The organism is Xenorhabdus japonica (genome assembly GCF_900115195.1).
In the GTDB taxonomy this organism is placed as follows: Bacteria; Pseudomonadota; Gammaproteobacteria; order Enterobacterales; family Enterobacteriaceae; genus Xenorhabdus; species Xenorhabdus japonica.
The window spans coordinates 141,836-168,179 of record NZ_FOVO01000002.1; the positions used below are offsets into that span (position 1 = coordinate 141,836).

At 42.5% G+C, this 26,344-nt stretch carries 23 protein-coding genes and 1 tRNA gene; 19 read left to right on the forward strand and 5 right to left on the reverse strand.

The genetic code is table 11. The features are described from left to right. Positions 1-310: 310 nt before the first annotated feature. From dapB to BM135_RS01640, 5 genes are all read left to right on the forward strand, one after another. A complete protein-coding gene (gene dapB, locus BM135_RS01620) occupies positions 311-1,132 on the forward strand; it encodes a 4-hydroxy-tetrahydrodipicolinate reductase (RefSeq protein ID WP_092517199.1) in 822 nt (273 codons plus the stop codon). Positions 1,133-1,569: 437 nt separating this feature from the next. Continuing rightward, positions 1,570-2,730, forward strand: a complete 1,161-nt coding sequence (gene carA / locus BM135_RS01625; RefSeq protein ID WP_092517201.1) for a glutamine-hydrolyzing carbamoyl-phosphate synthase small subunit — start codon at positions 1,570-1,572, stop codon at positions 2,728-2,730. Positions 2,731-2,747: 17 nt separating this feature from the next. Next, on the forward strand, positions 2,748-5,978 hold the full coding sequence (gene carB / locus BM135_RS01630) for a carbamoyl-phosphate synthase large subunit (RefSeq protein WP_092517203.1): 3,231 nt from the start codon (positions 2,748-2,750) through the stop codon (positions 5,976-5,978). Positions 5,979-6,184: 206 nt separating this feature from the next. Then, a complete protein-coding gene (locus tag BM135_RS01635; protein WP_092517299.1) occupies positions 6,185-6,865 on the forward strand; it encodes a tyrosine-type DNA invertase in 681 nt (226 codons plus the stop codon). A 363-nt stretch (positions 6,866-7,228) separates the two neighbouring features. Further along, positions 7,229-7,570, forward strand: a complete 342-nt coding sequence (locus BM135_RS01640; RefSeq protein ID WP_092517205.1) for a DUF4156 domain-containing protein — start codon at positions 7,229-7,231, stop codon at positions 7,568-7,570. 170 nt (positions 7,571-7,740) lie between these two features. Here BM135_RS01640 and epmB read toward each other — a convergent pair whose 3' ends face one another. Then, positions 7,741-8,772 carry an EF-P beta-lysylation protein EpmB gene (gene epmB / locus BM135_RS01645; RefSeq protein ID WP_092517207.1) on the reverse strand — a complete coding sequence of 344 codons (1,032 nt, stop codon included), beginning with the start codon at positions 8,770-8,772 and terminating at the stop codon, positions 7,741-7,743. Between the two features lie 40 nt (positions 8,773-8,812). Here epmB and efp point away from each other — a divergent pair, with 40 nt between their 5' ends. Together efp and sugE are read left to right on the forward strand one after the other, a co-directional pair. Continuing rightward, the gene (gene efp / locus BM135_RS01650) at positions 8,813-9,379 is read left to right on the forward strand and encodes an elongation factor P (RefSeq protein WP_092517208.1); all 567 of its coding nucleotides are present in this window, start codon (positions 8,813-8,815) and stop codon (positions 9,377-9,379) included. A gap of 201 nt (positions 9,380-9,580) precedes the next feature. Then, positions 9,581-9,895: a quaternary ammonium compound efflux SMR transporter SugE gene (sugE, locus tag BM135_RS01655; protein WP_092517209.1), complete on the forward strand. Its 315-nt coding sequence runs from the start codon at positions 9,581-9,583 to the stop codon at positions 9,893-9,895. A gap of 45 nt (positions 9,896-9,940) precedes the next feature. Here sugE and BM135_RS01660 read toward each other — a convergent pair whose 3' ends face one another. Further along, positions 9,941-10,153, reverse strand: a complete 213-nt coding sequence (locus BM135_RS01660) for a helix-turn-helix domain-containing protein (protein ID WP_092517210.1) — start codon at positions 10,151-10,153, stop codon at positions 9,941-9,943. 144 nt (positions 10,154-10,297) lie between these two features. Here BM135_RS01660 and BM135_RS01665 point away from each other — a divergent pair, with 144 nt between their 5' ends. Continuing rightward, the gene (locus BM135_RS01665; RefSeq protein WP_092517211.1) at positions 10,298-10,537 is read left to right on the forward strand and encodes a helix-turn-helix domain-containing protein; all 240 of its coding nucleotides are present in this window, start codon (positions 10,298-10,300) and stop codon (positions 10,535-10,537) included. 309 nt (positions 10,538-10,846) lie between these two features. Here BM135_RS01665 and uriH read toward each other — a convergent pair whose 3' ends face one another. Further along, the gene (uriH, locus tag BM135_RS01670; protein WP_092517212.1) at positions 10,847-11,797 is read right to left on the reverse strand and encodes a uridine-preferring nucleoside hydrolase UriH; all 951 of its coding nucleotides are present in this window, start codon (positions 11,795-11,797) and stop codon (positions 10,847-10,849) included. A 440-nt stretch (positions 11,798-12,237) separates the two neighbouring features. Between uriH and BM135_RS01675 the strand changes: the two genes are divergently transcribed. The 4 genes from BM135_RS01675 (at position 12,238) to phoA (ending at position 17,184) form a co-directional block, all read left to right on the forward strand. Continuing rightward, positions 12,238-13,539: an NAD(P)/FAD-dependent oxidoreductase gene (locus BM135_RS01675; protein WP_092517300.1), complete on the forward strand. Its 1,302-nt coding sequence runs from the start codon at positions 12,238-12,240 to the stop codon at positions 13,537-13,539. Between the two features lie 99 nt (positions 13,540-13,638). Continuing rightward, positions 13,639-14,007, forward strand: a complete 369-nt coding sequence (locus tag BM135_RS01680) for a cupin domain-containing protein (RefSeq protein ID WP_092517214.1) — start codon at positions 13,639-13,641, stop codon at positions 14,005-14,007. Positions 14,008-14,034: 27 nt separating this feature from the next. Next, positions 14,035-15,528, forward strand: a complete 1,494-nt coding sequence (locus tag BM135_RS01685; RefSeq protein ID WP_092517216.1) for an aldehyde dehydrogenase family protein — start codon at positions 14,035-14,037, stop codon at positions 15,526-15,528. Positions 15,529-15,741: 213 nt separating this feature from the next. Next, positions 15,742-17,184: an alkaline phosphatase gene (gene phoA, locus BM135_RS01690; protein ID WP_092517217.1), complete on the forward strand. Its 1,443-nt coding sequence runs from the start codon at positions 15,742-15,744 to the stop codon at positions 17,182-17,184. Between the two features lie 216 nt (positions 17,185-17,400). Here phoA and BM135_RS01695 read toward each other — a convergent pair. Together BM135_RS01695 and rsmC are read right to left on the reverse strand one after the other, a co-directional pair. Further along, positions 17,401-17,487 (reverse strand) — tRNA-Leu (locus tag BM135_RS01695). A 217-nt stretch (positions 17,488-17,704) separates the two neighbouring features. After that, entirely contained in the window at positions 17,705-18,718 is a 1,014-nt protein-coding gene (rsmC, locus tag BM135_RS01700) for a 16S rRNA (guanine(1207)-N(2))-methyltransferase RsmC (RefSeq protein WP_092517218.1), read from the reverse strand. A 138-nt stretch (positions 18,719-18,856) separates the two neighbouring features. On the opposite strand from rsmC, the gene BM135_RS01705 reads away from it, so the two are divergent. The 7 genes from BM135_RS01705 to BM135_RS01735 all read left to right on the forward strand — a co-directional run bounded on the left by BM135_RS01705 (position 18,857) and on the right by BM135_RS01735 (position 25,955). Then, positions 18,857-19,267, forward strand: coding sequence for a DNA polymerase III subunit psi (locus tag BM135_RS01705; protein WP_092517220.1), 411 nt, complete (start codon positions 18,857-18,859; stop codon positions 19,265-19,267). Beyond that, complete coding sequence (gene rimI / locus BM135_RS01710; RefSeq protein ID WP_092517222.1) at positions 19,236-19,685, forward strand: ribosomal protein S18-alanine N-acetyltransferase; 450 nt, start codon at positions 19,236-19,238, stop codon at positions 19,683-19,685. Before BM135_RS01705 ends, rimI begins: the two co-directional genes overlap by 32 nt. Positions 19,686-19,915: 230 nt before the next feature. Then, entirely contained in the window at positions 19,916-21,505 is a 1,590-nt protein-coding gene (gene prfC / locus BM135_RS01715; protein ID WP_092517224.1) for a peptide chain release factor 3, read from the forward strand. 253 nt (positions 21,506-21,758) lie between these two features. Continuing rightward, complete coding sequence (locus BM135_RS01720) at positions 21,759-22,169, forward strand: BON domain-containing protein (RefSeq protein ID WP_092517226.1); 411 nt, start codon at positions 21,759-21,761, stop codon at positions 22,167-22,169. Between the two features lie 269 nt (positions 22,170-22,438). Then, on the forward strand, positions 22,439-23,566 hold the full coding sequence (locus BM135_RS01725) for a patatin-like phospholipase family protein (RefSeq protein WP_092517228.1): 1,128 nt from the start codon (positions 22,439-22,441) through the stop codon (positions 23,564-23,566). Beyond that, positions 23,567-24,337 (forward strand): TatD family hydrolase, encoded by a 771-nt coding sequence (locus BM135_RS01730; RefSeq protein WP_092517229.1) that lies wholly within the window; start codon positions 23,567-23,569, stop codon positions 24,335-24,337. Positions 24,338-24,689: 352 nt separating this feature from the next. Further along, entirely contained in the window at positions 24,690-25,955 is a 1,266-nt protein-coding gene (locus BM135_RS01735; protein ID WP_175485894.1) for a NupC/NupG family nucleoside CNT transporter, read from the forward strand. Positions 25,956-26,344 lie beyond the last annotated feature (389 nt).

Here is a 26,344-nt window from a genome sequence, read left to right on the forward strand (position 1 = left end):
TGGCAAAGTAAATTTTCATCAATAACTTGGTGTATTCATAGAGTTTCTGACCAAATGCCTTCGTAAAAAACCCTCCTCAGATAAAATAACAGCCAAAGGTCGGTTAACCCATAACTACGAATTACCAGAGGCGGGGGGAGTAACGATATACAGGGTAATATCCGCTGTTTAGTTTTTTTCATAACTTCCCGTCGGATCCCTGTTTTTCTTATTATCAGACTATAAGTCTGGCGCAGCCAGTTCTTGGCAGTTAAGCTGTAAAAAATTTCCTTTGTCACCTCAATTAAAAATGATTTATAGAGAGGGCCTTATGGCTGATACAGATATTCGCGTTGCTATCGTAGGCGCTGGCGGGCGTATGGGACGTAATCTTATTCAGGCCGTCCAGCTGTTGGATGGTGTTACTCTTGGTACCGCATTAGAGCGTTCCGGTTCTTCATTGGTAGGAACTGATGCTGGAGAACTGGCGGGAATTGGTAGTAATGGTGTAATTATCAATGATGATCTGCATCAGGTTATTGAACATTTTGATGTACTGGTCGATTTTACTCGTCCTGAAGGCACATTGGCTTACCTCTCCATTTGTCGGCAACATCACAAATCAATGGTTATCGGCACAACAGGTTTTGATGATGCCGGAAAACAAGCCATTGCAGAAGCCTCCCGTGAGATCCCCATTGTTTTTGCCGCGAATTTTAGTGTCGGCGTCAATCTGGTACTAAAATTGCTGGAAAAAGCCGCCACCATTATGGGGGAATATACAGATATCGAAATTGTTGAAGCACACCATCGCCATAAAGTGGATGCTCCATCAGGAACAGCACTGGCCATGGGAGAATCCATCGCTAATGCATTAGGCCGTGATCTCAAAACCAGTGCAGTGTATACCCGTGAAGGCTATACCGGAGAGCGGAACCCTAAAAGCATTGGATTTGCCACCATACGGGCAGGAGATATCGTTGGAGAGCATACCGCGATCTTTGCAGATATCGGTGAACGTATAGAGATAAGCCACAAGGCCTCAAGCCGTATGACCTTTGCTAATGGTGCAATTAAGGCTGCACTATGGTTAACAGGAAGAAATAGTGGCCTTTACAACATGAAAGATGTATTAAAACTTGATGATATTTGATTTAAAAAAATCATAATTATTTGTAATTACACAGATATTTAATAAATAACTGTGTAATTATGATATAAAAATAATTTTCAATAACACACTTGGATTAATCACTATTTTCATAACAATACTGAGTCTTTTTGTTGCCTTTTTCTCATGAACACGAAAAAAAACATACTTTTTTTCTGTTTTTAAGTTTTCTCTTACAGTAATCGATTATCCTCTCCTACTTTCCTTATGCTTTTCAGCTGCATTTACCCAATACAAGACCAAAAATTGTAAAAAAGCCAATAAAAATGCCATTTTTTGTAGACACCCCCCCCTCTCATCATTAGAATGCGCGCAATTTGCCAAAATTTTGACAAAAATCATGATTGGCATTGATTTTAAGGATTAAATCTGAATTAATATGCATTGGATGCGACTCATTATTCATTCTGGAGGGCGTTTTGATTAAGTCAGCTATATTGGTTCTGGAAGATGGAACCCAATTTCACGGTCGCTCCATTGGTGCAGAAGGTGTGGCTGTTGGAGAAGTGGTCTTCAATACCTCAATGACCGGATATCAAGAAATACTTACCGACCCTTCCTATTCCCGCCAAATTGTTACTCTTACTTATCCTCATATTGGTAATGTCGGCATCAATGCCGCTGATGAAGAATCCCCCGCCATTCAAGCCCAAGGCTTAGTTATCCGTGATTTACCCTTAGTGACCAGCAACTTCCGCAGTGAAGAAAATCTGTCTGATTACCTGAGACGTCACAATATTGTCGCCATCGCAGATATAGATACACGTAAACTGACCCGACTATTAAGAGAAAAAGGGGCACAGAACGGTTGTATCATTGCGGGAGATGAGGCAGACGCCCAAGTTGCACTGGAAAAAGCAAAAGCATTCCCTGGCTTGAAAGGCATGGATTTAGCGAAAGAAGTCACGACAGCACAACCTTATCAATGGATACAAGGAAGTTGGACATTAGCGGATGGGCTACCAGAAGCCTGCAAAGAGCAAGAATTGCCTTACCATATTGTGGCCTATGATTTTGGCGTTAAGCGCAATATCCTGCGTATGCTGGTAGATCGCGGCTGCCGCGTTACTGTTGTTCCGGCAAAAACTCCGGCTGATGAAGTGCTGAAAATGGCGCCGGATGGCATCTTCCTGTCCAATGGACCTGGTGACCCAGAACCATGCGACTATGCTATCGAAGCAATCAAAACTTTCCTGAATACCGAAATCCCTGTCTTTGGTATCTGTTTGGGACATCAATTACTGGCACTGGCCAGTGGTGCAAAAACCGTGAAAATGAAATTTGGTCATCACGGTGGCAACCATCCTGTTAAAGATTTGGATCGCGATGTCGTCATGATCACAGCACAAAACCACGGCTTTGCGGTTGATGAAAGTTCACTGCCAGCCAATCTGCGCGTCACGCATAAGTCACTCTTCGATGGCACATTGCAAGGAATTCATCGCACTGATAAACCTGCATTCAGTTTCCAGGGGCATCCTGAAGCCAGCCCCGGCCCACATGAAGCTGCTTCTTTGTTCGATCACTTTATTGAACTTATTGAAGAATATCGCCAGACAAATGCCCAGAACACCAAATAATCAGGAGAAGAAGAAAAATGGCAAAACGTACTGATATTGAAAGTATCCTGATCTTAGGTGCTGGCCCAATTGTTATCGGTCAGGCTTGTGAATTTGACTACTCCGGCGCACAAGCTTGTAAGGCGCTGCGGGAAGAAGGTTATCGCGTCATTCTGGTAAACTCGAATCCAGCAACAATAATGACCGATCCTGAAATGGCAGATGCGACCTATATCGAGCCAATCCATTGGGAAGTTGTACGTAAAATCATTGAAAAAGAACGTCCAGATGCAGTCTTGCCTACAATGGGAGGACAAACAGCACTAAACTGTGCGCTGGAACTGGAACGCCAAGGTGTACTAAAAGAATTTGGCGTAACCATGATTGGTGCGACGGCTGATGCGATTGATAAAGCTGAAGATCGTCAACGTTTTGACAAGGCGATGAAAAAAATCGGTTTGGATACTGCACGTTCTGGTATCGCCCATACTATGGAAGAAGCGCTGTCAGTAGCAGAAGATGTTGGTTTTCCTTGCATTATTCGCCCTTCTTTTACTATGGGTGGAACCGGAGGTGGTATAGCCTACAACCGTGAAGAATTCGAAGAAATTTGTGAACGCGGCTTAGATCTTTCTCCAACCAATGAATTGCTGATCGATGAATCACTGATTGGCTGGAAAGAGTATGAAATGGAAGTGGTGCGGGATAAAAATGATAACTGTATCATCGTCTGCTCCATTGAAAACTTCGATCCAATGGGCATCCATACTGGTGATTCTATCACTGTAGCACCAGCACAAACGCTGACTGACAAAGAATATCAAATCATGCGTAACGCTTCGATGGCAGTATTGCGTGAAATCGGCGTAGAAACGGGTGGCTCAAATGTTCAGTTTGCTGTGAATCCGAAAAATGGTCGCCTGATTGTCATTGAAATGAACCCACGCGTATCCCGTTCATCAGCGTTGGCTTCGAAGGCAACAGGTTTCCCGATTGCAAAAATCGCGGCAAAACTGGCAGTCGGTTATACCCTTGATGAATTGATGAATGACATCACGGGCGGCCGTACTCCTGCATCTTTCGAGCCTTCCATCGATTATGTTGTGACAAAAATTCCTCGCTTCAACTTCGAGAAATTTGCAGGCAGCAATGACCGCCTGACCACACAGATGAAATCTGTTGGTGAAGTGATGGCAATTGGCCGTACTTTCCAAGAATCCATGCAAAAAGCCCTGCGCGGTCTGGAAGTCGGCGCGATAGGATTTGATCCTAAAGTCAATTTGGATGATCCACAATCTCTGACCAAAATCCGCAGTGAATTGAAAAATGCAGGTGCTGAGCGTATTTGGTACATCGCTGATGCTTTCCGCGCTGGCATGTCCGTTGATGGGCTTTTCAACTTAACCAACATTGACCGCTGGTTCCTAGTACAAATTGAAGAATTGATCCGTCTGGAAGAGCAAGTTGCAGAACACGGTGTTAACAGCCTGACCTCTGATTTCCTGCGTCACCTTAAGCGTAAAGGTTTTGCTGATGCGCGTCTAGCGAAACTGGTTGGAATCTCAGGTAAAGAGATCCGTAAGCTACGCCATGATTACAACTTATATCCGGTTTATAAACGTGTTGATACCTGTGCGGCAGAATTTGCTACCGATACCGCTTACATGTACTCCACATACGAAGACGAATGTGAAGCCAACCCGAACAATGACAAACCGAAAATCATGGTATTGGGTGGTGGTCCGAACCGCATCGGGCAAGGTATTGAGTTCGATTACTGCTGCGTACATGCTTCTCTGGCTCTGCGTGAAGATGGTTTTGAGACCATCATGGTGAACTGTAACCCAGAAACTGTTTCTACCGATTATGACACTTCCGATCGTCTTTACTTTGAACCTGTCACACTGGAAGATGTGCTGGAAATCGTGCGTGTTGAACAGCCAAAAGGCGTTATCGTTCAATATGGCGGTCAGACACCACTGAAACTAGCTCGTGAACTGGAAGCAGCAGGTGTACCTATTATCGGTACCAGCCCTGATGCCATTGACCGTGCAGAAGATCGTGAACGTTTCCAACAAGCCGTTAATCGCCTTGGCCTGAAACAACCAGCAAATGCCACCGTTACGGCTATCGAACAGGCCGTTGAAAAAGGTAACGAAATTGGTTATCCATTGGTCGTTCGTCCATCTTATGTATTGGGTGGACGTGCAATGGAAATCGTATACGACGAATCTGACTTGCGCCGTTATTTCCAGAATGCAGTTAGCGTATCCAATGATGCGCCAGTCCTGCTGGATCGCTTCCTTGATGATGCAATTGAAGTAGACGTAGATGCCATCTGTGATGGTGAACGTGTCCTGATTGGCGGCATCATGGAGCATATCGAACAAGCGGGTGTTCACTCCGGTGACTCAGCCTGTTCTTTGCCTGCTTATACCTTGAGCAAAGAAATTCAGGATGTAATGCGCCAGCAAGTTGAAAAACTGGCCTTTGAACTGCGCGTTCGTGGTCTGATGAATGTCCAATTTGCGGTGAAAAACAACGAAGTCTATCTAATTGAAGTAAACCCACGCGCAGCACGTACCGTACCGTTCGTTTCCAAAGCAACCGGTCTGCCGCTGGCAAAAGTAGCGGCGCGCGTAATGGCAGGTCAGTCTCTGCTTGAGCAAGGTGTTACTGAAGAGATTATTCCTCCTTACTATTCCGTGAAAGAAGTGGTACTGCCATTCAATAAATTCCCGGGTGTTGACCCAATTCTGGGGCCAGAAATGCGTTCTACCGGTGAAGTGATGGGCGTTGGTCGTACCTTTGCCGAAGCTTTTTCAAAAGCGATGCTGGGCAGTAACTCCACCATGCGTAAAAAAGGCCGGGCACTTCTGTCTGTACGCGAGGGAGATAAAGAACGAGTTGTCGATTTGGCAGCTAACTTACTTAAGCATGGTTTTGAACTGGATGCGACACACGGTACTGCGGTTGTATTGGGTGAAGCAGGAATCAATCCACGCTTGGTAAATAAAGTTCATGAAGGACGTCCTCACATTCAGGACAGAATCAAAAATGGTGAATATGACTATATCGTCAATACCACCGCAGGCCGTCAGGCGATCGAAGATTCAAAACTGCTGCGTCGCAGCGCACTGCAATATAAAGTGCACTATGACACAACCCTGAATGGTGGTTTTGCAACCACTATGGCACTCAGTGCTAATCCTACTGAGCAGGTTACTTCTGTACAAGAAATGCATGCCAAGATTGCCAAACAGCAATAACCCTATCGGATAAGATATCGCCACTTTTGGCAATATTCTCCTAAAAAACGGCTTCCCCAAAGTTGGAAATCCAACGAGTAAGGAGGCCGTTTTATTTGGTATTTTGTTTATTAATGATGCTTAATATTGAAGTCTGTGAATAATCAGCAACAATCATAGTAGGTAACTTTGATAATCATCGGGAGTCGAATACTGTGTCAAACATCATATTAAAACGTAAATATCTAACCCATTCAGAAATTGAAGTGTTACTGAAAGAATTGGAAAAGCACTCACATGCAGACCGCAATATCTGCATGATATTCATGGGATTTATCCATGGTTTTCGCGTATCCGAATTGCTTGGGTTACAGTTGGCAGATGTGGATTTAGAAGGGAAAAAGCTGCGTGTGCAGAGACTGAAAAATGGCTTTTCCACCATCCATCCAATGGTGGCAAGAGAAATACAACTAATACGGAAATGGCTTTCCCTGCGCCAACGCTATAAAAACAGTGATCAGAGTGACTGGTTATTCCTGTCCAGAACAGGTGCGCGCATGTCTCGCCAGCAGTTTTATAAAATCATCCGACAAACGAGTTTAAAGGCTAATTTAGCGGTTTGCGCGAATCCGCACATGTTACGACATTCTTGCGGCTATGCCCTAGCAGACAATGGCGTAGATACCCGCTTGATTCAGGACTATTTAGGCCATCGGAACATTCGTCACACTGTTCGCTATACCGCAAGTAATGCGGGTCGCTTCGAGACAATATGGCTGGAAAGAGGAAAACGAAAATTGTCGACAATTAGTACCAAACTGTTAACCAATAAATTATCTCATTTTTTCAACTCCATTTATCTACATCCAACCTACAAAAAACAAAGTAACTCATTGATTTATCCTTAAAAAAATAATCAATCATTTAAAAATTTCTTTTCACTTTTTCCTCATCATAATTTTTCTCTTTTTCCATCACGTTGAACAAAAATTAAAATTGCTCGACATCGAAAGCGGTATAATTTAACGCCATCAATTATGTTAGAATAATAAACCAATATAATGTTAAAACTAAGTTTAATCATCTTGTGTTAACAGTTTGGTACTAATTGTTAACCATTTGACATGTTATTTTTTATGTTTCCCAATAAAGTTTGAATTACAAAAAAGCCATCCCTGAACGGGAATGGCTTTGATTTTTTTGTCTTAATCGAATACAAAAGGGTATATTTATCATCATGGTAGTAATCCCTATAATCAATGAGGAAAGTTATGCGAATCAAAATGTTGCTTGGTGCGTCAGTACTATTGTTGGCAGGCTGTACAACAAATCATCAATTAACTTCTGCCGGTGCTAATGTGCGTTTTGTCGATACTCAGCCAGGCAGCGAATGCCAGCGGTTAGGGGAAGTTGCTGGTATGCAAAGCAACTGGCTCAACGGCGTTAGCAATGAGAGCAGTTCTATGCGTAGTGCCGCCAATGACTTACGCAATAAAGCAGCTGAAATAGGTGGCAATGTTATTTATGGTGTAAGCAGCCCATCAGAGGGATTATTGGCTAGTTTTGTTCCCCTTGATAGCAAAATGGTTGGTCAGGTCTATAAGTGCCCATAGGCACTAATATCGATGGGGTTGGTAAGAAAGTGGTTTGGGCAATGCTCAGAAAGAATGTTTCGAAATATTAAGATTTGCGTATACATTCATTCGGTTTCTGTGCGCTGCCCATCCAGAAGATTTTCAATAATGGCGTGGAATTAATCAGTGATTGACTGGTATGAGGAATGTCACTGGTTTTGGGTTAACCCTAAATCCAGAGGCGTTTTGCTTGGCTCTCCACCAATTTCCCTTGTCAGGCTCGGAATCAGATAGCCAGAGACTTTAGTCAATAATTCCCGCATGATAGCTTTTGCTTCTTCATCTTCCACAAGAAAATGCGCAGCACCTTGAACCTTGTCCAGAACGTGAATGTAGTAAGGCAATATACCTGCGTCGAATAATGCATTACTTAAATCAGCCAGAGTATCTGCATTATCATTGATATTACGTAGCATCACACTTTGATTCAGAAGTGTCACACCCGCTTGCTTTAGTCTCATCATGCTTTCGCGGAACGCGTTATCAATTTCATTTGCATGGTTGATGTGGGTCACCATGATCACCTGCAAATTGGTTTGTGCTAAACGGTTACACAGTGAAAGAGTGATCCGATCGGGGATTACAACCGGCAAGCGCGTATGGATCCGCAACCGCTTAATGTGTGGAATGGATTCAATTTGACTGATTAACCAGTCCAGCTCATGATCCTTGGCCATGAGTGGATCACCACCAGAGAAGATAATTTCGTCAAGCTCTGGGTGCTGTTCAATATAGTCCAAAGCAAGCAGCCAGTTGTTTTTGTTACCTTTATTTCCTTCATAAGGAAAATGACGACGGAAACAATAACGACAATTGACTGCGCACCCTCCTTTGACCAATAGCAAAGCCCGATTGCGATATTTATGTAAAAGACCAGGAACAACACTGCGTTGTTCATCCAGTGGATCAGTAGAGAAACCAGGGGACGTAGCAAATTCTTCCCGTGAGGTCAGGACTTGTAATAAAAGAGGATCGTGGGGATCGCCCTTTTTCATTCGTGTTACAAATGCTCTTGGTACACGCAGAGGAAACAAACGCTTTGCTTCATTACCTTCTTGTAGCGTTGCATGCGTGCTTAAGGATAATAGTTGTAACAGCTCATTGGGATCAGTAATAACATCCGCAAGTTGTTTTAGCCAGACTTCTCTGACGGGGTGAATATGGGTTATAATATGTGCCATTTTTTGGCTAAGCCATTTTGTTAAAAATTAGAGGATCTCCATGGCTACTTATAGTACCAATGAATTCCGTTCAGGTCTTAAAATCATGTTAGATGGCGAGCCGTGCGCTATTCTGGAAAGTGAATTTGTTAAACCAGGTAAAGGGCAGGCATTTGCCCGTGTTCGTATTCGTAAACTGATTTCTGGTAAACTGCTGGAAAAAACATTTAAATCAACAGATTCTGTTGAAAGTGCAGATGTCATGGATGCCAACCTGACTTATTTGTATAACGACGGTGAATTCTGGCATTTCATGAATAACGAAACTTTCGAGCAGCTGGCTGCAGATGCGAAAGCCGTTGGTGACAATGCAAAATGGTTGATCGATCAGGCAGAATGTATTCTGACTCTGTGGGATGGCCGTCCTATCGCTGTTACTCCCCCAAACTTCGTTGAGCTGGAAGTGGTTGAAACCGATCCAGGTCTGAAAGGTGATACCGCTGGTACCGGTGGTAAACCTGCAACTTTGAGCACTGGCGCTGTGGTAAAAGTACCTCTGTTTGTACAGATCGGCGAAATCATCAAAGTTGATACCCGTTCTAATGAATACGTATCTCGCGTAAAATAATTGCGTTTGTCATTAAAAAAACCGCAACCTCTTCGTCTAGAAGTTGCGGTTTTTTTGTTTTAGCTCATCGGTCGTTATTATTGCGACTGCCAGATCGGATAGCTATAATTCTGTTTCATTTCTTATCGTTATCCTGGACGACCTGGATAAACGTCATTTCATTGGGGACGGCCCCACTAGTCATCATATAAAGGGAAAGGCATGTCTTGGTTGATCCTTCTTATTGCTGGTTTGTTAGAAGTGGTGTGGGCGGTAGGCCTGAAATATACTCAGGGTTTTTCACGTTTGGTGCCAAGTGTAATCACGATTAGCGCGATGGCTGCCAGTGTGGGGCTATTAGCCTATGCAATGAAAAGCCTACCGACAGGAACTGCATATGCTGTGTGGACAGGTATTGGCGCTGTAGGTACGGCGATTTTCGGCATTATGGTGTTAGGGGAATCTGCGAATTTTGCCAGGGTGTTGAGTCTTAGCTTGATTGTGATAGGCATTATTGGCTTAAAGCTGGCGAGCTGATCTTATGTAACTAAACCCAGCCAGGCTGGGTCTATTTTACAATCATCATTTTTTTTCATAACGCGAAGGCCATATTTCTTCTGGCGTGCGTTCCAATGCTGCTGCGATAAGACGCTCACCTTTTGGCCAGTGTCGTTGCAATGCATTGGCAAGAGTTGATGATGCCAGCCCTGCTGCTCGGGATACTTCTGACAATGTGGTTCCGCGTTTTTTCAATTCAGCGATGATATCAGCAGAATGCCAGTCTTTTTTTTCCATCCTTAAGATCTCCAATTATCTATTATTTTTCAATTAAAAAGTAAGTGTTAAGTAGATTATAAGTCACATATCATAGCATAACTCAAATTGAAACGTGACTTATAGTCCGTGGTCGGATAAGTAACACGAATCGATACTTATCGGATGAAAAAATCGAACAGCATCAAATCCCTTTTTGGACAAAGAATTAGGTATCTCAGGAGAGAAGCTGGGATGTCACAGGAAGCTTTTGCTGATAAATGTGGGTTGGATCGAACCTATGTCAGTGGCATTGAGCGTGGTGTCAGGAATCCTACCTTGGAAATTATTTATGTAATAGCAAATGGACTACAGATTGAACTTAATGAGCTGTTCAATTTCGAAACAATACATCCTCCCCATTAAATATTCTCTATATCTACCATATTTCAAGTTGCAGCCAATAAAGCTGCGACTGAAAAATCATTTTTCTCTTGTTATTTCTCTTTAATACGAAACTGAAGGCCAAATGCAACCACAATCCAGTATCTGATGAAGCATTTGCCTGACAGGGTATTACAATATGCCACATTGTTCTTGATCTTATGCAGTGCTGTATTGATGGGATTCCGACTAATTTGAAGAGACTTCCTTGACTATTGAGTCGAATGATAGGCTCAACAGCCAAGGAATATATTGAACATAATTAATAAATCAGTAATTGATATTAATAAATCAATAAGTGGTTTCGCCAATATTTTTCAGGGCATCAATCACTAATTGCCAGAACTTACTGTGATCCAATTTGACAGCAACTTGTGTATGGCAATCTTCAGGTGGAGAAAAACGGAAATCTGCTACTGTCATTCCGGTTGTTAATGCTCCCGTTAGCTCGATATTAACGGGAACTTTTTGGGTCGTCATAACATCAGGCTCGATCACATAAGCTACAGCACAGGGATCATGCACTGGAGGATAACCAAATCCCTGATGCTCACGATATCTATCCCCATAAAATTTCAGCGCATCCAACACAAATTGCGAGGAACGTGTCTTAATTTGAGCGATTGCCTCGATAATTTCAGGTGTTGCTTGAGCTTGATGAGTGAGATCTAAACCAACCATCGTCAGCGGCCATTTTTCATTAAAAACAATGTGTGCGGCTTCTGGATCGATCAAAATATTGAATTCCGCAACTGCACTTCTGTTTCCTTTATGATAACCCCCTCCCATCAATACGACTTCCTTCACCCGCTCAACGATTTGCGGTGCTTTGCGTGCGGCCATAGCGATGTTTGTCAAACCCGCGGTCGGAACCAAAGTCACACTTTTAGGCGGATTTTCCATAATCACATCAATAATTAAATCAATTGCATGGCGAGCATCCAGTTTCATTGCTGGCTCAGGAAGAATGGGGCCATCTAAGCCAGTTTCACCATGAATGTCTGGGGCTGTATTGATCTCTCGAACAAGTGGGCGGTGGCATCCTGCTGCGAAAGGGACATTGTGGATATTGGCGATGCGTGCAATGCAAAGGGCATTGCGGGTTACTTTATTCAGGGTTTGATTACCAACAACGGTTGTGACAGCCAACAGCTCAATATTCGGGTTCCCGTGGGCAAGCAGGAGAGCAATGGCATCATCATGTCCGGGATCGCAGTCAAGGATAATTTTCTTGGGTAGCATATTTATTCCTTTCAGTGACTATACCCATTATTTTCAAGTCATTGTTTTGTCGGTGATAACTCGAAACTTATTAGGTACATATATAAATATCTTTTTTCAGAATAATTCACTAACAGAAAAAATTCCTCCCAATTCATCACAAAGTGAAAATATAAAAGTTACATCTTGTTAATAAATATTTTAATAATTGTGATTTAATTAACATGAAAACAACAAATGATTTGAGCATTTCAATTACATATGATTCATATACATATCAGACATTAAGTGCGTGAATTGTTATTTATATCAATTTGTTAATATTTCGACCCTTTATTGCTTTGTTAATACACCTGAATAACTAATATTCAATAGATGTGATAAATCCCCCTGAGAAACGGAGTAGCAAGGTGATCGGCTGAACACCATCAGGGGATAAGCAGATGCTCATGGGGTATAACATGAATAATCAACTTGATTCATTAACATACTATGCGGCAACAAAAAAATACGATCTTCGTTTTCCAATGCTGACAGAAGATTTGGATGTTGATGTAGTTATCATTGGCGGAGGTTTTTCTGGTATCAATACGGCATTAGAGCTGGCAGAAAAAGGCATCACTAATATTGCAATTTTGGAAGGCCGGACTTTGGGATATGGTGGTACAGGCCGTAATGGTGGTCAAGTGATGACGGGCATTGGTCATGACTTGGATAAGATCAAGCGCCATACGGGTAAAAAAGGTTTAGAAACCATATTTAAAATCAGTAGCTTGGGGGCAGGGATAATTCGTGATCGAATTGCCAAATATAATATTCAGGCTGATTTTTGCCAAGGTTATGCTTATCTTGGCTGTAATCCGCGACATGATAAAACATTGCATAGCTGGTTACACGAATTTCGTTCGGCTTCCCCTGATGAAGAAATTGAACTTTATACTGGTGCGGATGTTAAGAAAGTTATTGGTTCGGACCGCTATACCAGCGCATTAAAACATATGGGGGGCGGGCATGTTCATTCGCTCAATTTGCTGTTGGGAGAAGCCAAGGCTGCCACTGAATACGGTGTCAAAATTTTTGAAAACAGTCAGGTTGTGAACGTAGAGTATGGCCCCAGAGTTACAGTTCGCACATCAATGGGGTCAGTTCGAGCCAATAAGATGTTGTGGGCATGCAATGCCTTTTTGGCTGGACTCGAACCAACTATTTATAGAAAAACGATCAATACCTATGCCTTCCAATTGATGACAGAAGAATTGTCGGACGATTTGATTAAAAGGATCAGTCCGATTCGTGGGGCATACAGTGATATTAGCCCTGTTATCGATTATTACCGCGTTACCAAAGAAAATCGTTTGCTATATGGCAGCGCGACACATTTCATTGAATATATACCTTCCGATTTAAAAGCATGGAACCGCAATCTCATGCTCAAAACTTTCCCTTATTTGAAAGATGTGAAGATAGAACTGGCATGGGGCGGACCATTATGTTGCAGCGCCAATCTGTTCCCGCAAATTGGTTCTCTGCCTGATCATAAAAATGTGTTCTATGTTCAAGGGTATTCGGGTTTTGGTGTGACGCCCAGCCACATTATCTGCAAAATTCTGGCTGAAGGAATGAGTGAAGGCTCAGATCGTTATTCGCTACTGAGTTCGATTCCACACATCAATATTATCGGGAAAGACAGATTGAGAAATGTACTGCTCTCTGCCGGTAAGATTTGGCATCAAACTGCAGGTTATTGGCAAGGACGTCGTTAGTTTTATCGCTGTTTAGATTTTTTTCTTGTCACTATTTTCTTTTTACTATTTTTTGAACAGTAACTATTTTTGAACAATAACCATTAAAAGGTAAAAGTCATGATAAAGCCACTATTGTTAGATAAAGCACTTCCTGAATTAATGCCAATTGGCAGCGTCACCAATCTTGGTTCTATTGTGGTGGAAGGGGATCCGCAGGTGAGTGTCGCCATGACCCATGGGGAACCAGCGGATAATCTGACATGTGGTATTTTCGCCTGTACCAAAGGCACATTTAAAATGACCTATTCCTTTGATGAAATGGCAACGGTGCATGAAGGCTCAGTGAAACTGACTGATGTCAAAACAGGAAGTACGGTTGAATATCATAAAGGCGACTCGTGGTTTGCGGTAAAAGGGACTGAAGTATTGTGGGAAATCACCTGTGAACGTTTCGTCAAACATTACATGGCTTGTATAAACGGGTAAATATCAGACTAGACAGAGGGAAAAATGATGAGTGAAATTAATTTGCTGGAGTCGGTTACTGCTTTCTTGCAGCGTTCTCACGGTCATTATATTAATGGAGTCTCTATTCTTGGTCAGGAAAGTGAAACTTTTTCTATCGTTAACCCTGCTTCTGGTGAAATGATAGCGACGATCAATCAGGGAGGAGAAGCCGAGGTTAATCAGGCAATGCAGGCGGCATCAACCGCTTTTCACGGATCATGGGCACAAATCTCCCCTATAGAGCGGGGAAATTGTCTGAATCGGCTGGCTGATCTATTACAGAAAAATGGTGAGGAGCTAGCGCAATTGGACAGTTTATGCTCTGGTAAACCGATTCAATTATCCCGCATGCTGGAGGTGGGAGCATCAGCCGATTATTTACGCTACTTTGCGGGATGGTCGAGCAAAATCACTGGTGAAACATTGAATGTCTCATTGCCATCGTTTAAAGGAGAAAAATATAGCGCCTTTACTCATCGTGAGCCTATTGGCGTTGTGGTCGGTATTATTCCGTGGAATTTCTCCATTATGATAGCAACTTGGAAATTGGGCGCAGCACTGGCCTGTGGTTGTACGATTGTGCTTAAACCCAGCGAATATACTCCTTTAACTATACTGCGTGTGGCTGAGCTGGCAAAAGAAGCGGGAATTCCAGATGGTGTGATCAATATCGTCAATGGTTCAGGTGCTCGCATTGGATCTTCTCTGATTAGCCATCCTCAATGTGCCAAAGTCACTTTTACAGGCTCAGTTCCAACGGGAATGATTGTGGGTAAATCGGCTCTGGAACAGGGATTGAAACGCACAACACTAGAGCTTGGTGGCAAAAATGCAGCGGCGTTTCTGTCGGATATGACCGTTGAGAAAATCGTTGATGGCATATTGGAAGCGGGATACGTGTATCAAGGGCAAATCTGCGCGGCTGCGGAACGTTTTTATATTCCATCTGTTCATATGGATGATGTTTTAACGTTACTTACTGAACGATTATCTGCGATGAAAATCGGCTCCCCCCTTGATGAATCAACGGAAATGGGGCCTCTGGCAAACAAAGCTCATTATGACAAAATTCTGTCTCTGTTTGAAAAAGCGCGTCAGGAAGGTTGCGAAATTGTCTACGGAGGCTACGCACTGGAAGGGCCGGGATTTTTTGTCGCACCCACGATCGTGAAAGCCAATAGTACTGAAGACACGTTAATGAAAGAGGAGACATTCGGGCCGATCGGGACTTTCCTCAGTTATGACGATGAGGAAGAGCTAATTGACATGATGAATGCAACGCCATTTGGGTTGTCTGCCAGTTTATGGACGAACAATATGAGTAAAGCAATGCGTATGACTTCACGTATTGAAGCCGGCATTGTTTGGATCAACATGCATACGTTTCTAGATCCTGCGCTACCGTTTGGTGGCTGGAAATCTTCAGGGATTGGGCGTGAGTTTGGCAGTGCATTTATTGAACATTACACGGAACTGAAATCGGTCATGGTGCGTTATTGATGGAATATTGAGTTTATATTTAGGTTTATATTGATAGAGCGCTGCTCGGTTTTTGGCTGTTGAAGCGCTCATTTTACTCTTCCTGCCTTGCAGAAAAACGCTGTCATAAGAATGTCGTCATAGGTTCAAATAAGTGTCATGTGACATATCTATTATCTGAGCAACTTATCACGATGTTTTTCATCCTATTCATATGACTGCAAGGAAAATCCTATGTCGCGTAATTATGAAAAAAATCTGCTGGCTGCGGTGGTTGCTGTAGTAATGTCAGGAGCTACTATGCCTGTATGGGCAGCCGACGATTCAAATTACATTATGGCGCAACAGCGTGCAGCACAAGGCAATATTACCAAATTTGGTGGAGCACGCCGTTTGGCTCAAGATCAAACAGAAGCACTTAAGGCTGCCTTGAGCAACAATAAAGCTAAGAATGTGATCCTATTTATCGGCGATGGCATGGGGGATTCTGAAATTACCATTGCGCGTAATTATGCAGAAGGTGCAGGTGGTTTTTTTCAGGGGATAGATGCCTTGCCATTCACAGGGCAATATACTCACTATTCGTTAGATAAGAAGACTCAGAAACCCAACTACGTGACAGATTCAGCCGCTTCTGCCACGGCTTGGGCAACGGGAGTAAAAACCTATAATGGGGCGTTGGGAATTGATGTTTTTGGCAAACCTCATCAATCTCTTTTGGAATTAGCCAAAAAGAACAGCAAAGCAACGGGAAATGTCACCACGGCTGAAATTCAGGATGCAACTCCAGCGGCTTTATATGCCCATGTGACGGGTCGCAAGTGTTATGGTCCAGAAGAAACGACGAAGAAATGCGCCACTGACGCTTTAGAAAATGGTGGTAAAGGTTCCATTACCGAACAATTGCTGGCAGCACGTGTTGATGTGACCTTGGGAGGTGGTGCAAAATCATTTACCCAACAATCAATATCAGGAACCAATAAAGAAAAAACATTGCAACAACAAGCATTAGAACAGGGATACCAATGGGTAACAGATGCGAAGTCATTAACCGCCGTCAAAGATGCCAATCAACAAAAGCCATTGTTAGGTTTATTTCATGATGGAAATATGGATGTTGCCTGGGAAGGACCAAAAGCGGTTTATCACGGCAATATTGATGAAAAGCCCGTAAAATGCGCAGTGAATTCTAAATTAGATCCTAACGCACCAACGTTGGAACAAATGACAGAAAAAGCCATTGATTTACTGAAAGAGAACAAAAATGGCTTTTTCCTGCAAGTCGAAAGCGCTTCGATTGATAAACAGGATCATAATGCCAATCCTTGTGCGCAGATTGGTGAAACCGTGGCCTTGGATAAAGCCGTACAAGTTGGTCTGAAATTTGCGAAAGAACATGGCGACACTCTTGTGATAGTGACTGCTGATCATGCGCATTCTAGTCAGATCGTTGAACCTGATGTCAAATCACCTGGCTTGACTCGATCGCTGATTACGAAAGATGGTGCAGTTATGACAGTAAATTATGGTAATTCGGAAGGGAATAGTCAGGAGCATACTGGTACACAGCTACGCGTTGCCGCCTATGGCCCACATGCTGCTAATGTTGTCGGTTTGACTGATCAAACGGATCTGTTCTTTACCATACGTGATGCAATGGATCTGAAAGAACAGTGACCTGCTTCAATTGTCTTTTCTCCATTCTTGATTAACGGCGCGGGGGCTTTTATCCCGCGTTCTTCTTCTTAGATTTCGAAAAGAAATTGGAGCCTTGAGTAAACAATAAAATCAGCAATTAGATTATAAGAAGGATCAAATAAGATTGAGGAAACTATAAGAAGGGAAAAAAGGGGAAGCACAAGATAAGAAAGAAAGGGAAGAAAAATGAAACAGTGGTGCGAAGGGGGGGACTTGAACCCCCACGTCCGTAAGGACACTAACACCTGAAGCTAGCGCGTCTACCAATTCCGCCACCCTCGCATATATCAGAAACTATCACTTAAATGGATAGCATGGAGGCGCATTCTAGAGATTTTATGGCTGGCGTCAATCATTATTTAGTGAGAAAACGTGTGATTGGCGTAAAAATCGGCATGTCAAATATGCTTGGGAAAGGCAGAGATAATATGCTGATAAATAGAAATTGCCTGCCCATTAAATTAGAGCAGGCAAAACAGGGATGCATTTAATGTCTGAGTTATTTCTTCGTCGCTTGGTATACTTTGAATTTACCTGTTTGCGCAATGACTTCATGGTTACCGAAGGCATTATCCAGCAGGGCAGGATAAGGTAAGAAAGCGTTTGCGACGATCCGCAATTTACCACCGGATTTAAGATAATTTGGTGCCATGCGAATCATATCATCGGCAGCAACCAAGTTAGTTTTCAAGCCATCATGGAATGGTGGATTAGAAATAATCCAGTTGAATTTTTCTTCAATGGCAGAATACACATTACTGGTGACCACATTACCTTCCAGCTTATTAGCTTTCAATGTTGCCTTGCTGGATGTGATGGCGGCAGCACTGACATCGCTTAGTGTCAGGGACAGATCAGGGTTCTTTTTACCCAATACGGTTGCCAGTACCCCAGCACCACAAGCAATGTCCAATAGGCTACCAGAGATAGGGGTATCAAAAGTGGAAAGCAGCAGACGACTGCCGACATCCAAATCATCTTGGCTGAATACACCGGGCAGCGTATTGACCGTGACATCTCCCACCTGATAGCTGTTCCACCAATTGTTTTGATCAAACTGAACCTGATTTTTCAATTGACCATAAAACAGACTGCAACGACGTGCTGTATCAATTTTGTGGAAAGTAGCAATACCTTCCATTAATTTATCAACACTGCGTACACCACTGCGATTCTCACCCACGATAAAAATATCCGTTCCGGGAGGCAGGATGGAGAACAGATTGCGTAGTTGGAAACGTGCTTCTTGTTTGCTTTTTGGCCAATAATAAATCAGTGTGTCACACTCTTTGATAAATGTGCTGTCTGCTAAAAGGCCAAACCAGGCATTATCACCAAGCTGACGGATCAGGGATTGCCAATGGTGATATTGGCTAGTATGCACACGCACACTTGCAGTTTCAATTTCCGTTGCTAGATTGTCCTGAAGATCACCGGCAAAGAGTAAGTGATGAGAGCGGAATTGCTCATGATGGCGCAGAATAACTTCGCTGGCCGGGGTTAATACTGACATCTATGTATAGCTCCTATAAATCTTTATCCAAGTATAAGTATCAGTGGGCAGAACTGAATGCCATGCTGGTTGGCGCAGAGATAAGCCCTCTGATAATATATTACCTGTTATTTTTTATGGCAGATGGAATAAAACACGATGACGAAGCGTGACAGATTACTCTCCCAACTGGGAATCACCCAATGGGTTTTGCGTAGCCCAATGACCTTGCAAGGTGAATTATCTGTCCTCATCCCTGATTCAACCCATCTATTGATCATTAGTTATGATCAAATTGACTTAAGTCATTCATTGTTTGCTGATATTTTTACAGCCATGGGGATTGATGCCTCATCGGTATATTGCATCACGACAAAAGATGTTGAGCTACTTTCAGAATCAATCCACTGCCCGTGTTGGCTGTTAGGGGTTGATATTACCTTACCAATACAAGGGATTTCTTTGAGAAGCCCGGCATTAAATGATTTATCTCTTGATGGGAATGCAAAACGTGCTCTTTGGCAACAAATTTACCATTATGAAGAATATTTCTCTATTAACTCTCGCTGATCTTCCAGCCGCATTTCAAATAGAACAGGCCAGCCATGTGTTTCCGTGGAGTGAAAAAACCTTTTACTCCAATCAGGGAGAACGTTATATCAACTATAAAATAACGCAGAATAACCAGATTATCGGTTTTGCGATAACACAATATGTCATGGATCAAGCAACGCTATTTAATATTGCAATTCATCCTGAACATCAATCGTGTGGACACGGCAGGGCATTGCTAATGTATCTCATTAATATATTACCTGAAAAACAGATCAACACGCTGTGGCTTGAGGTACGGCGCTCGAATCAATCTGCCATTCGTTTATATGAAGATATAGGTTTCAATGAAGTTTCCATCCGCAAGAATTATTACCCGACTGAGTCAGGGAAAGAAGATGCCATTATTATGGCATTGCCGTTGTTTGGTGGGTGAAGGATGTTGATAAAAATTGTTGCGAAGTAGTATGTAACATTATCAAATTTCAACTGAATTAATTAATGATTGGCTTATGCTTTATCTTGAATATCATTGGTTGTTTATAAGTCCAAGTTCAGCGAAAATAACCGCCAATCACGATTAACATGACGGATTGAAAAGTGAAGTGCCAATTGAGGCGCTTCCAAATGGTATCAATCCGTGCACAGACTAGAAGATACCAATTGATGTCAAATTCCCCATTTCTGCAAGAAGTCGCCAAACGGCGCACTTTTGCAATAATTTCCCACCCTGATGCGGGTAAAACAACTATTACTGAAAAAGTATTGCTGTTCGGACAGGCGATCCAGAAAGCGGGCACGGTAAAAGGCCGAGGCTCTAACCAGCATGCTAAATCAGACTGGATGGAAATGGAAAAACAGCGTGGCATCTCCATTACCACTTCCGTAATGCAGTTTCCTTATAGTGATTGTCTGGTTAACTTACTGGATACCCCTGGGCATGAAGACTTCTCTGAAGATACCTATCGTACTTTGACAGCCGTTGACTGCTGTTTGATGGTCATTGATGCTGCGAAAGGGGTTGAAGATCGTACTCGTAAGTTGATGGAAGTTACTCGTCTGCGTGATACGCCGATTCTGACATTCATGAACAAGCTCGACCGTGATATTCGTGATCCGATGGAGCTGATGGATGAAGTAGAAAATGAACTGAACATTGCCTGTAGCCCGATTACATGGCCAATCGGCTGTGGCAAATCTTTCAAAGGTGTTTATCATCTCTATTTTGATGAAATTTACCTGTATCAGTCTGGTCAAGGACATACCATTCAGGAAGTCCGTGCTATCAAAAGGTTGGATAATCCTGAACTCGATACGGCAGTGGGTGAAGAGCTGGCGAACCAATTACGCGAAGAGCTAGAACTCGTCAAAGGGGCTTCCCATGAATTTGATCAGGAAGCTTTTTTGCAGGGCGAACTGACACCTGTCTTTTTCGGTACTGCATTGGGTAACTTTGGTGTTGATCATATGTTGGATGGCCTTGTTAAATGGGCTCCAGCTCCAATGCCTCGTCAGGCTGATGTGCGTAAAGTGACTTCCAGTGAAGATAAATTCACAGGTTTTGTTTTCAAAATTCAGGCCAATATGGACCCGAAACACCGTGACCGCGTAGCATTTTTACGGGTTGTTTCCGGTAAATATGAAAAGGGCATGAAACTGCGCCAAGTCCGCATTAAGAAAGATGTTGTCATTTCCGATGCACTGACTTTTATGGCGGGAGATCGTTCTCATGTTGAGCACGCTTACCCAGGGGATATTATCGGCCTGCACAATCATGGCACCATTCAGATTGGGGATACTTTTACCCAAGGTGAAGAGCTGAAGTTTACTGGTATTCCTAACTTCGCACCTGAATTATTCCGCCGTATTCGTCTGCGTGATCCATTGAAACAGAAGCAATTGCTGAAAGGTCTGGTGCAATTGTCAGAAGAAGGTGCTGTACAGGTATTCCGCCCTCTTTCCAATAACGATCTGATCGTAGGGGCAGTAGGTGTACTTCAGTTTGATGTTGTTGTTGCTCGTTTGAAGAGTGAATACAACGTTGAAGCATTGTATGAACCAGTTAACGTTTCCACAGCTCGCTGGGTAGAGTGCAGCGATGCGAAGAAACTGGAAGAATTCAAGCGTAAAAATGAGCAGAACTTGGCTTTTGATGGTGGTGATAACTTAACTTACATTGCCCCAACAATGGTCAATTTAAACTTGACTAGTGAGCGCTATCCTGATGTTGCTTTCCGTAAGACACGGGAACACTGATATTCTTTTCAGAGCCAACAATCCTGTTGGCTCTGATCGCTGACAAATCCCGTTGCCTTGAGCACGACTCAACTAAAACAACACCTATAAATCTTAAGAATAAGATTCTCGTTTAACAAGTGTTTATGTTGCTTTCTGTAATATTAGCCTCAAGCCAATCTCAGCTGTCTAATTGATATACCGACACACTGAGGCTGTCTAAATAATACACTGATCGTTGAAGATCTTAGCTCATGTAAAATAAGGTGATAGTATGAATAAGTCTCGAATTGCACATTCATTAGTGGCTGTTGTTTTAGGTTCAGTACTGGTAAGTAGTAGTGCTTTTGCAAATAATATCTTTTCAGGAAATACACAATCATCGCAAGAAACAGCGAAGAAAATTGATAAACCGCTAAATAACTCAGAGGTAAAAGTTACTAGTCCTGTGCAGAATGCAGGTAACACTTCTAACGACACTACGATTACTACAGCCGTAAAAGGGAAATTACAGCTACAAAAAGATATAAACATTAATGACATTTCAGTGAAAACAGAAAAAGGCATTGTCTATATTGCAGGCTTTGTTAAAAGCCAACCTCAGAAAACTAAAATAGTTGCTCTGGTTAAGAGTGTGAAAGGCGTTAAGTCTGTGCAATACGCTCTAGTAGTAGTTAAAAAATAACTGTCGTATTGAAAGGGTGGCTATTAATAAGCCACTCTTTGTTAACAAGGTTAAATTTAAATATAGATAACTTTGGTGGATAGTTAATCAGCAAAAACCACGCTATGATCATCATTGAGATTGAGGATTTGAAGGTGAAAAACCTGTGAACGTTCGCCCTTTAGGGTGGAGAGGATGTCAAAAATAAGTTGTTTGAATAACAACATATTGATAGATATTCAGCATATGGATTAGCCTTGATATTGGCATTGACTTTTAGAGGAGGAAGAGTGGGGAAGCATATTCCAATAACGTTGGGTAATATAGAACCCTTAGCTTATAAGTCACAGATAAAGCCAGGAAAAATTGCGCTTGTTTGTGAAGGAGGTGGTCAAAGGGGGATTTTTACCGCTGGTGTTTTGGATGAATTCCTGCGTCTTGGTTTTAATCCGTTTAAGTTGTTCCTTGGGACGTCGGCGGGAGCTCAGAACCTTTCTGCCTACATTTGCGGTCAGCGTGGTTATGCACGTAAAGTGATCAATCGCTATACAACAGATTCAACCTTCTTTAATCCATTTCGTTTTGTTCGCGGTGGGCATTTAATCGATCTGGATTGGTATATTGATACCATATCTGAGCAGTTGCCACTCAATATTCCTGTTGCAATGAATCAGTTTAATTCTGGGCGTGAATTCTATATGTGCGCTTGCCGCGCTGATAATTTTGAGCCGGATTATCTGCATCCTAATGAGCGGAATTGGATGGATATTGTTAAAGCATCGAGCGCCATCCCGGGATTTTATCGTAATGGTGTTACTCTTAGTGATGTGGTTTATCAAGATGGTGGCATTTGTGATGCTATTCCAGTGCAAGAAGCCTATCGCCGAGGAGCGGATACTATAGTCGTGATTCGGACAGTTCCTTCACAACTTTATTATACACCTCAGTGGTTCAAACGCATGGAGCGCTGGTTAGAGGTTAGTAGCCTACAAAAAATGGTCAAGATGATCAACCTTCATGCACAGAGTTATCACCGAACACAGAAATTTATTGAAAATCCACCGGATGATGTACAAATCTTCGAAATCTATCCACCCGCACCATTGGCTGCAATGGCATTAGGAAGCAGGCTCAGCGCACTAAATCAGGATTATCATTTGGGACGGCGTTGTGGACGATATTTTCTGGCGACTATCGGGCATACGTTTGTTGAAGGAAAATTTGGAAATGCAGAACGTAAAAGTTATGGAGTATGTCGTACGAGATTAAACTCTGACGGGGCCAATCATAATTATTTTCGGAGAAATGATTTCCTGAACAGCGTCAATAATTACCCGAAAGTGGAACCCCCAGCGTCTGATATGGTGGAGAATGTGCAAACGACAGAGACGAGCATGATAGATAATTTGGACAAATAGATGTTTATCGATACACATTGCCATTTTGATTTTTTCCCTTTTGCGAGTGATGAAATAGAGAGCCTGAACCAAGCCAGACAAATGGGAGTGGAAAAAATTATCGTTCCCACGATAAGTCAAATGAACTTCCAGAGAGTTGCGGCGTTGGCCGAGAATTATTCCCCAATCTATGCTGCATTTGGTTTACATCCACTCTATGTTGCTGAACATCAAGCGGTTAATCTGGATGAGTTGGATCAGAAGCTACAGGAAAAAGATGCTAAATGTGTAGCAGTAGGTGAAATTGGCCTTGACCTTTATATGTCTGATCCGCAGTTTGAAAAACAAAAAAGTATGTTAGAAGCGCAGCTAAAACTTGCTGAACAACATGACTTACCCGTAATACTTCATTCCAGAAAAAGCCATGATCAATTGGCTGCAATCTTGAGAAAGCACAAGTTACCACGAACAGGGGTTTTTCATGGTTTTTCAGGTAGTTTGTCCCAAGCCCAAGCCTTTATTCGCCTGGGGTTTTACATTGGTGTTGGGGGAACAATTACCTACGATAGGGCACAAAAAACACGTAACACCATTTCACAATTGCCTCTGTCATCTTTAGTATTGGAAACAGATGCACCTGATATGCCATTGTCGGGGTTTCAGGGGCAGCCAAATCGACCAGAAAGAGTTGCACAGATTTTCTCAGTATTGTGTGAATTGCGCCAAGAACCGTCAGATGAGATTGCCAATCAAATTTATCACAACAGCAAGATACTATTTTCATTGGGGTGATTTGAACGACTAAAAATCATCAAGGTGTTTTATCCGAGGAAGCATACAACTCATCTTTATTAAACATTAATAATGCTTAACTTACATTCCTTGCCTATTTATCCTATTTTTTACCTTTTTCTCCATCAAATTATCTAATCCCCCCGAAACTAGATGGATTTATGTGATGCAGATCTCATTTTGCGTTTTTATATCGCTTTTTGCTGCATTAATTTGTGATGTTGGTTGCTTGTTCCTTTTTGGTACTCGGTATAATCAGCTCACATACAATGTCAGTAGGAACGTATAAAATAACTGACATATTTTTTTATTATTCATTCAGTGAACAGGGATCCTTCCAATGCAACTCCTTATGAGCCTGATAGGGATAGTAGTGCTGATTTTTATCGCAGTGCTCTTCTCCAGTAACTACCGAGCCATTAAAATCCGTACTGTCCTGGGCGCCTTTTTGATTCAGGTTGCTATTGGGGCATTTGTACTTTATGTGCCAGCCGGCAAAGACATTCTGGGAGGAATGTCAAGAGGCGTTTCCAACGTGATAGGGTATGGCCAAAAAGGAACAGATTTTATTTTTGGCGGACTGGTTTCCGACAAAATGTTTGAATTGTTCGGCGGTGGTGGTTTTATTTTTGCTTTGCGCGTTCTGCCAGTGATTGTTTTCTTCTCATCACTCATTGCGGTGTTATATTACATGGGTATTATGCAGCTCATCATCAAAATACTGGGTGGTGGATTGCAGAAAATATTGGGAACATCACGGACTGAATCTCTGTCTGCGACTGCAAATATTTTCGTGGGTCAAACCGAAGCTCCTCTGGTTGTGCGTCCTTATATTGCGACCATGACTCAATCCGAGTTATTTGCGGTTATGTGTGGTGGCTTGGCTTCCGTCGCGGGTTCAGTATTGGCGGGCTATGCATCTATGGGTGTTCCATTGGAATATCTGATCGCGGCTTCATTCATGGCAGCACCAGGTGGTTTGCTGTTTGCGAAGCTGATAGTGCCGGAAACAGAAAAAACTCACGATACTGCTGATGCGATGTCATTGGTTGCAGCGGAAGACCGTCCTGCAAATATTATTGATGCAGCGGCATCGGGTGCAGCATCCGGTATGCAATTGGCTCTGAACGTCGGCGCAATGTTGTTGGCATTCACCGCATTAATTGCTTTGCTCAACGGTATCTTAGGTGGTATCGGTAGCTGGTTCGATTACCCTCAATTATCTATGGAACTGGTTTTGGGCTGGGTTTTTGCACCAATTGCCTACCTGATCGGTGTTCCATGGCATGAAGCAACAATTGCAGGTTCTTTCATCGGCCAGAAAGTCGTGGTCAATGAGTTTGTGGCATTCATGAACTTTGGTGAATACCTGAAAGCTGACGATGTGGTTAAGGCTGCGGGTCTGCAAGTGCTTTCCGATCATACCAAAGCAATTATCGCCTTTGCTTTGTGTGGCTTCGCTAATTTGTCTTCTGTTGCGATCCTTCTGGGCGGCTTGGGTGGTATGGCACCAAACCGTCGCGGAGATATTGCCCGTTTCGGCTTGAAAGCTGTATTGGCGGGGTCACTCTCTAACTTGATGAGTGCAACAATTGCAGGATTCTTCCTCGCGTTATAAGACGCAGAGAGCGTATATCAAATTGAATATAGGTGAGATTTCTCACCTGTTTTTGTTTTTCCTGAAAATATTAAATGTGATTTAATTCACAATAAAATATTTGTTGTTGCAACAATCATGTAATTAGTGTGATTTTAAGCATGAATTATTGTTCATTTACATGTTCAAATAATGATGTGCAGAAAAAATGCGCAGATAGAGACAAATAGCGCAGAAAACAGAAAAACAGCGCGGAGAGAGGGAACTCTGTTGTTGCAGGGGCATATTGCTATAGCAACATCTTCAAGGAACCAAGTCCGCTCGCCAACAAACAAACGAACTTATTGTTAAAAAGATAATGGTTAAAAAAATAATGGTTAAAAACAATTACCATAAATAATCGTTAAAAC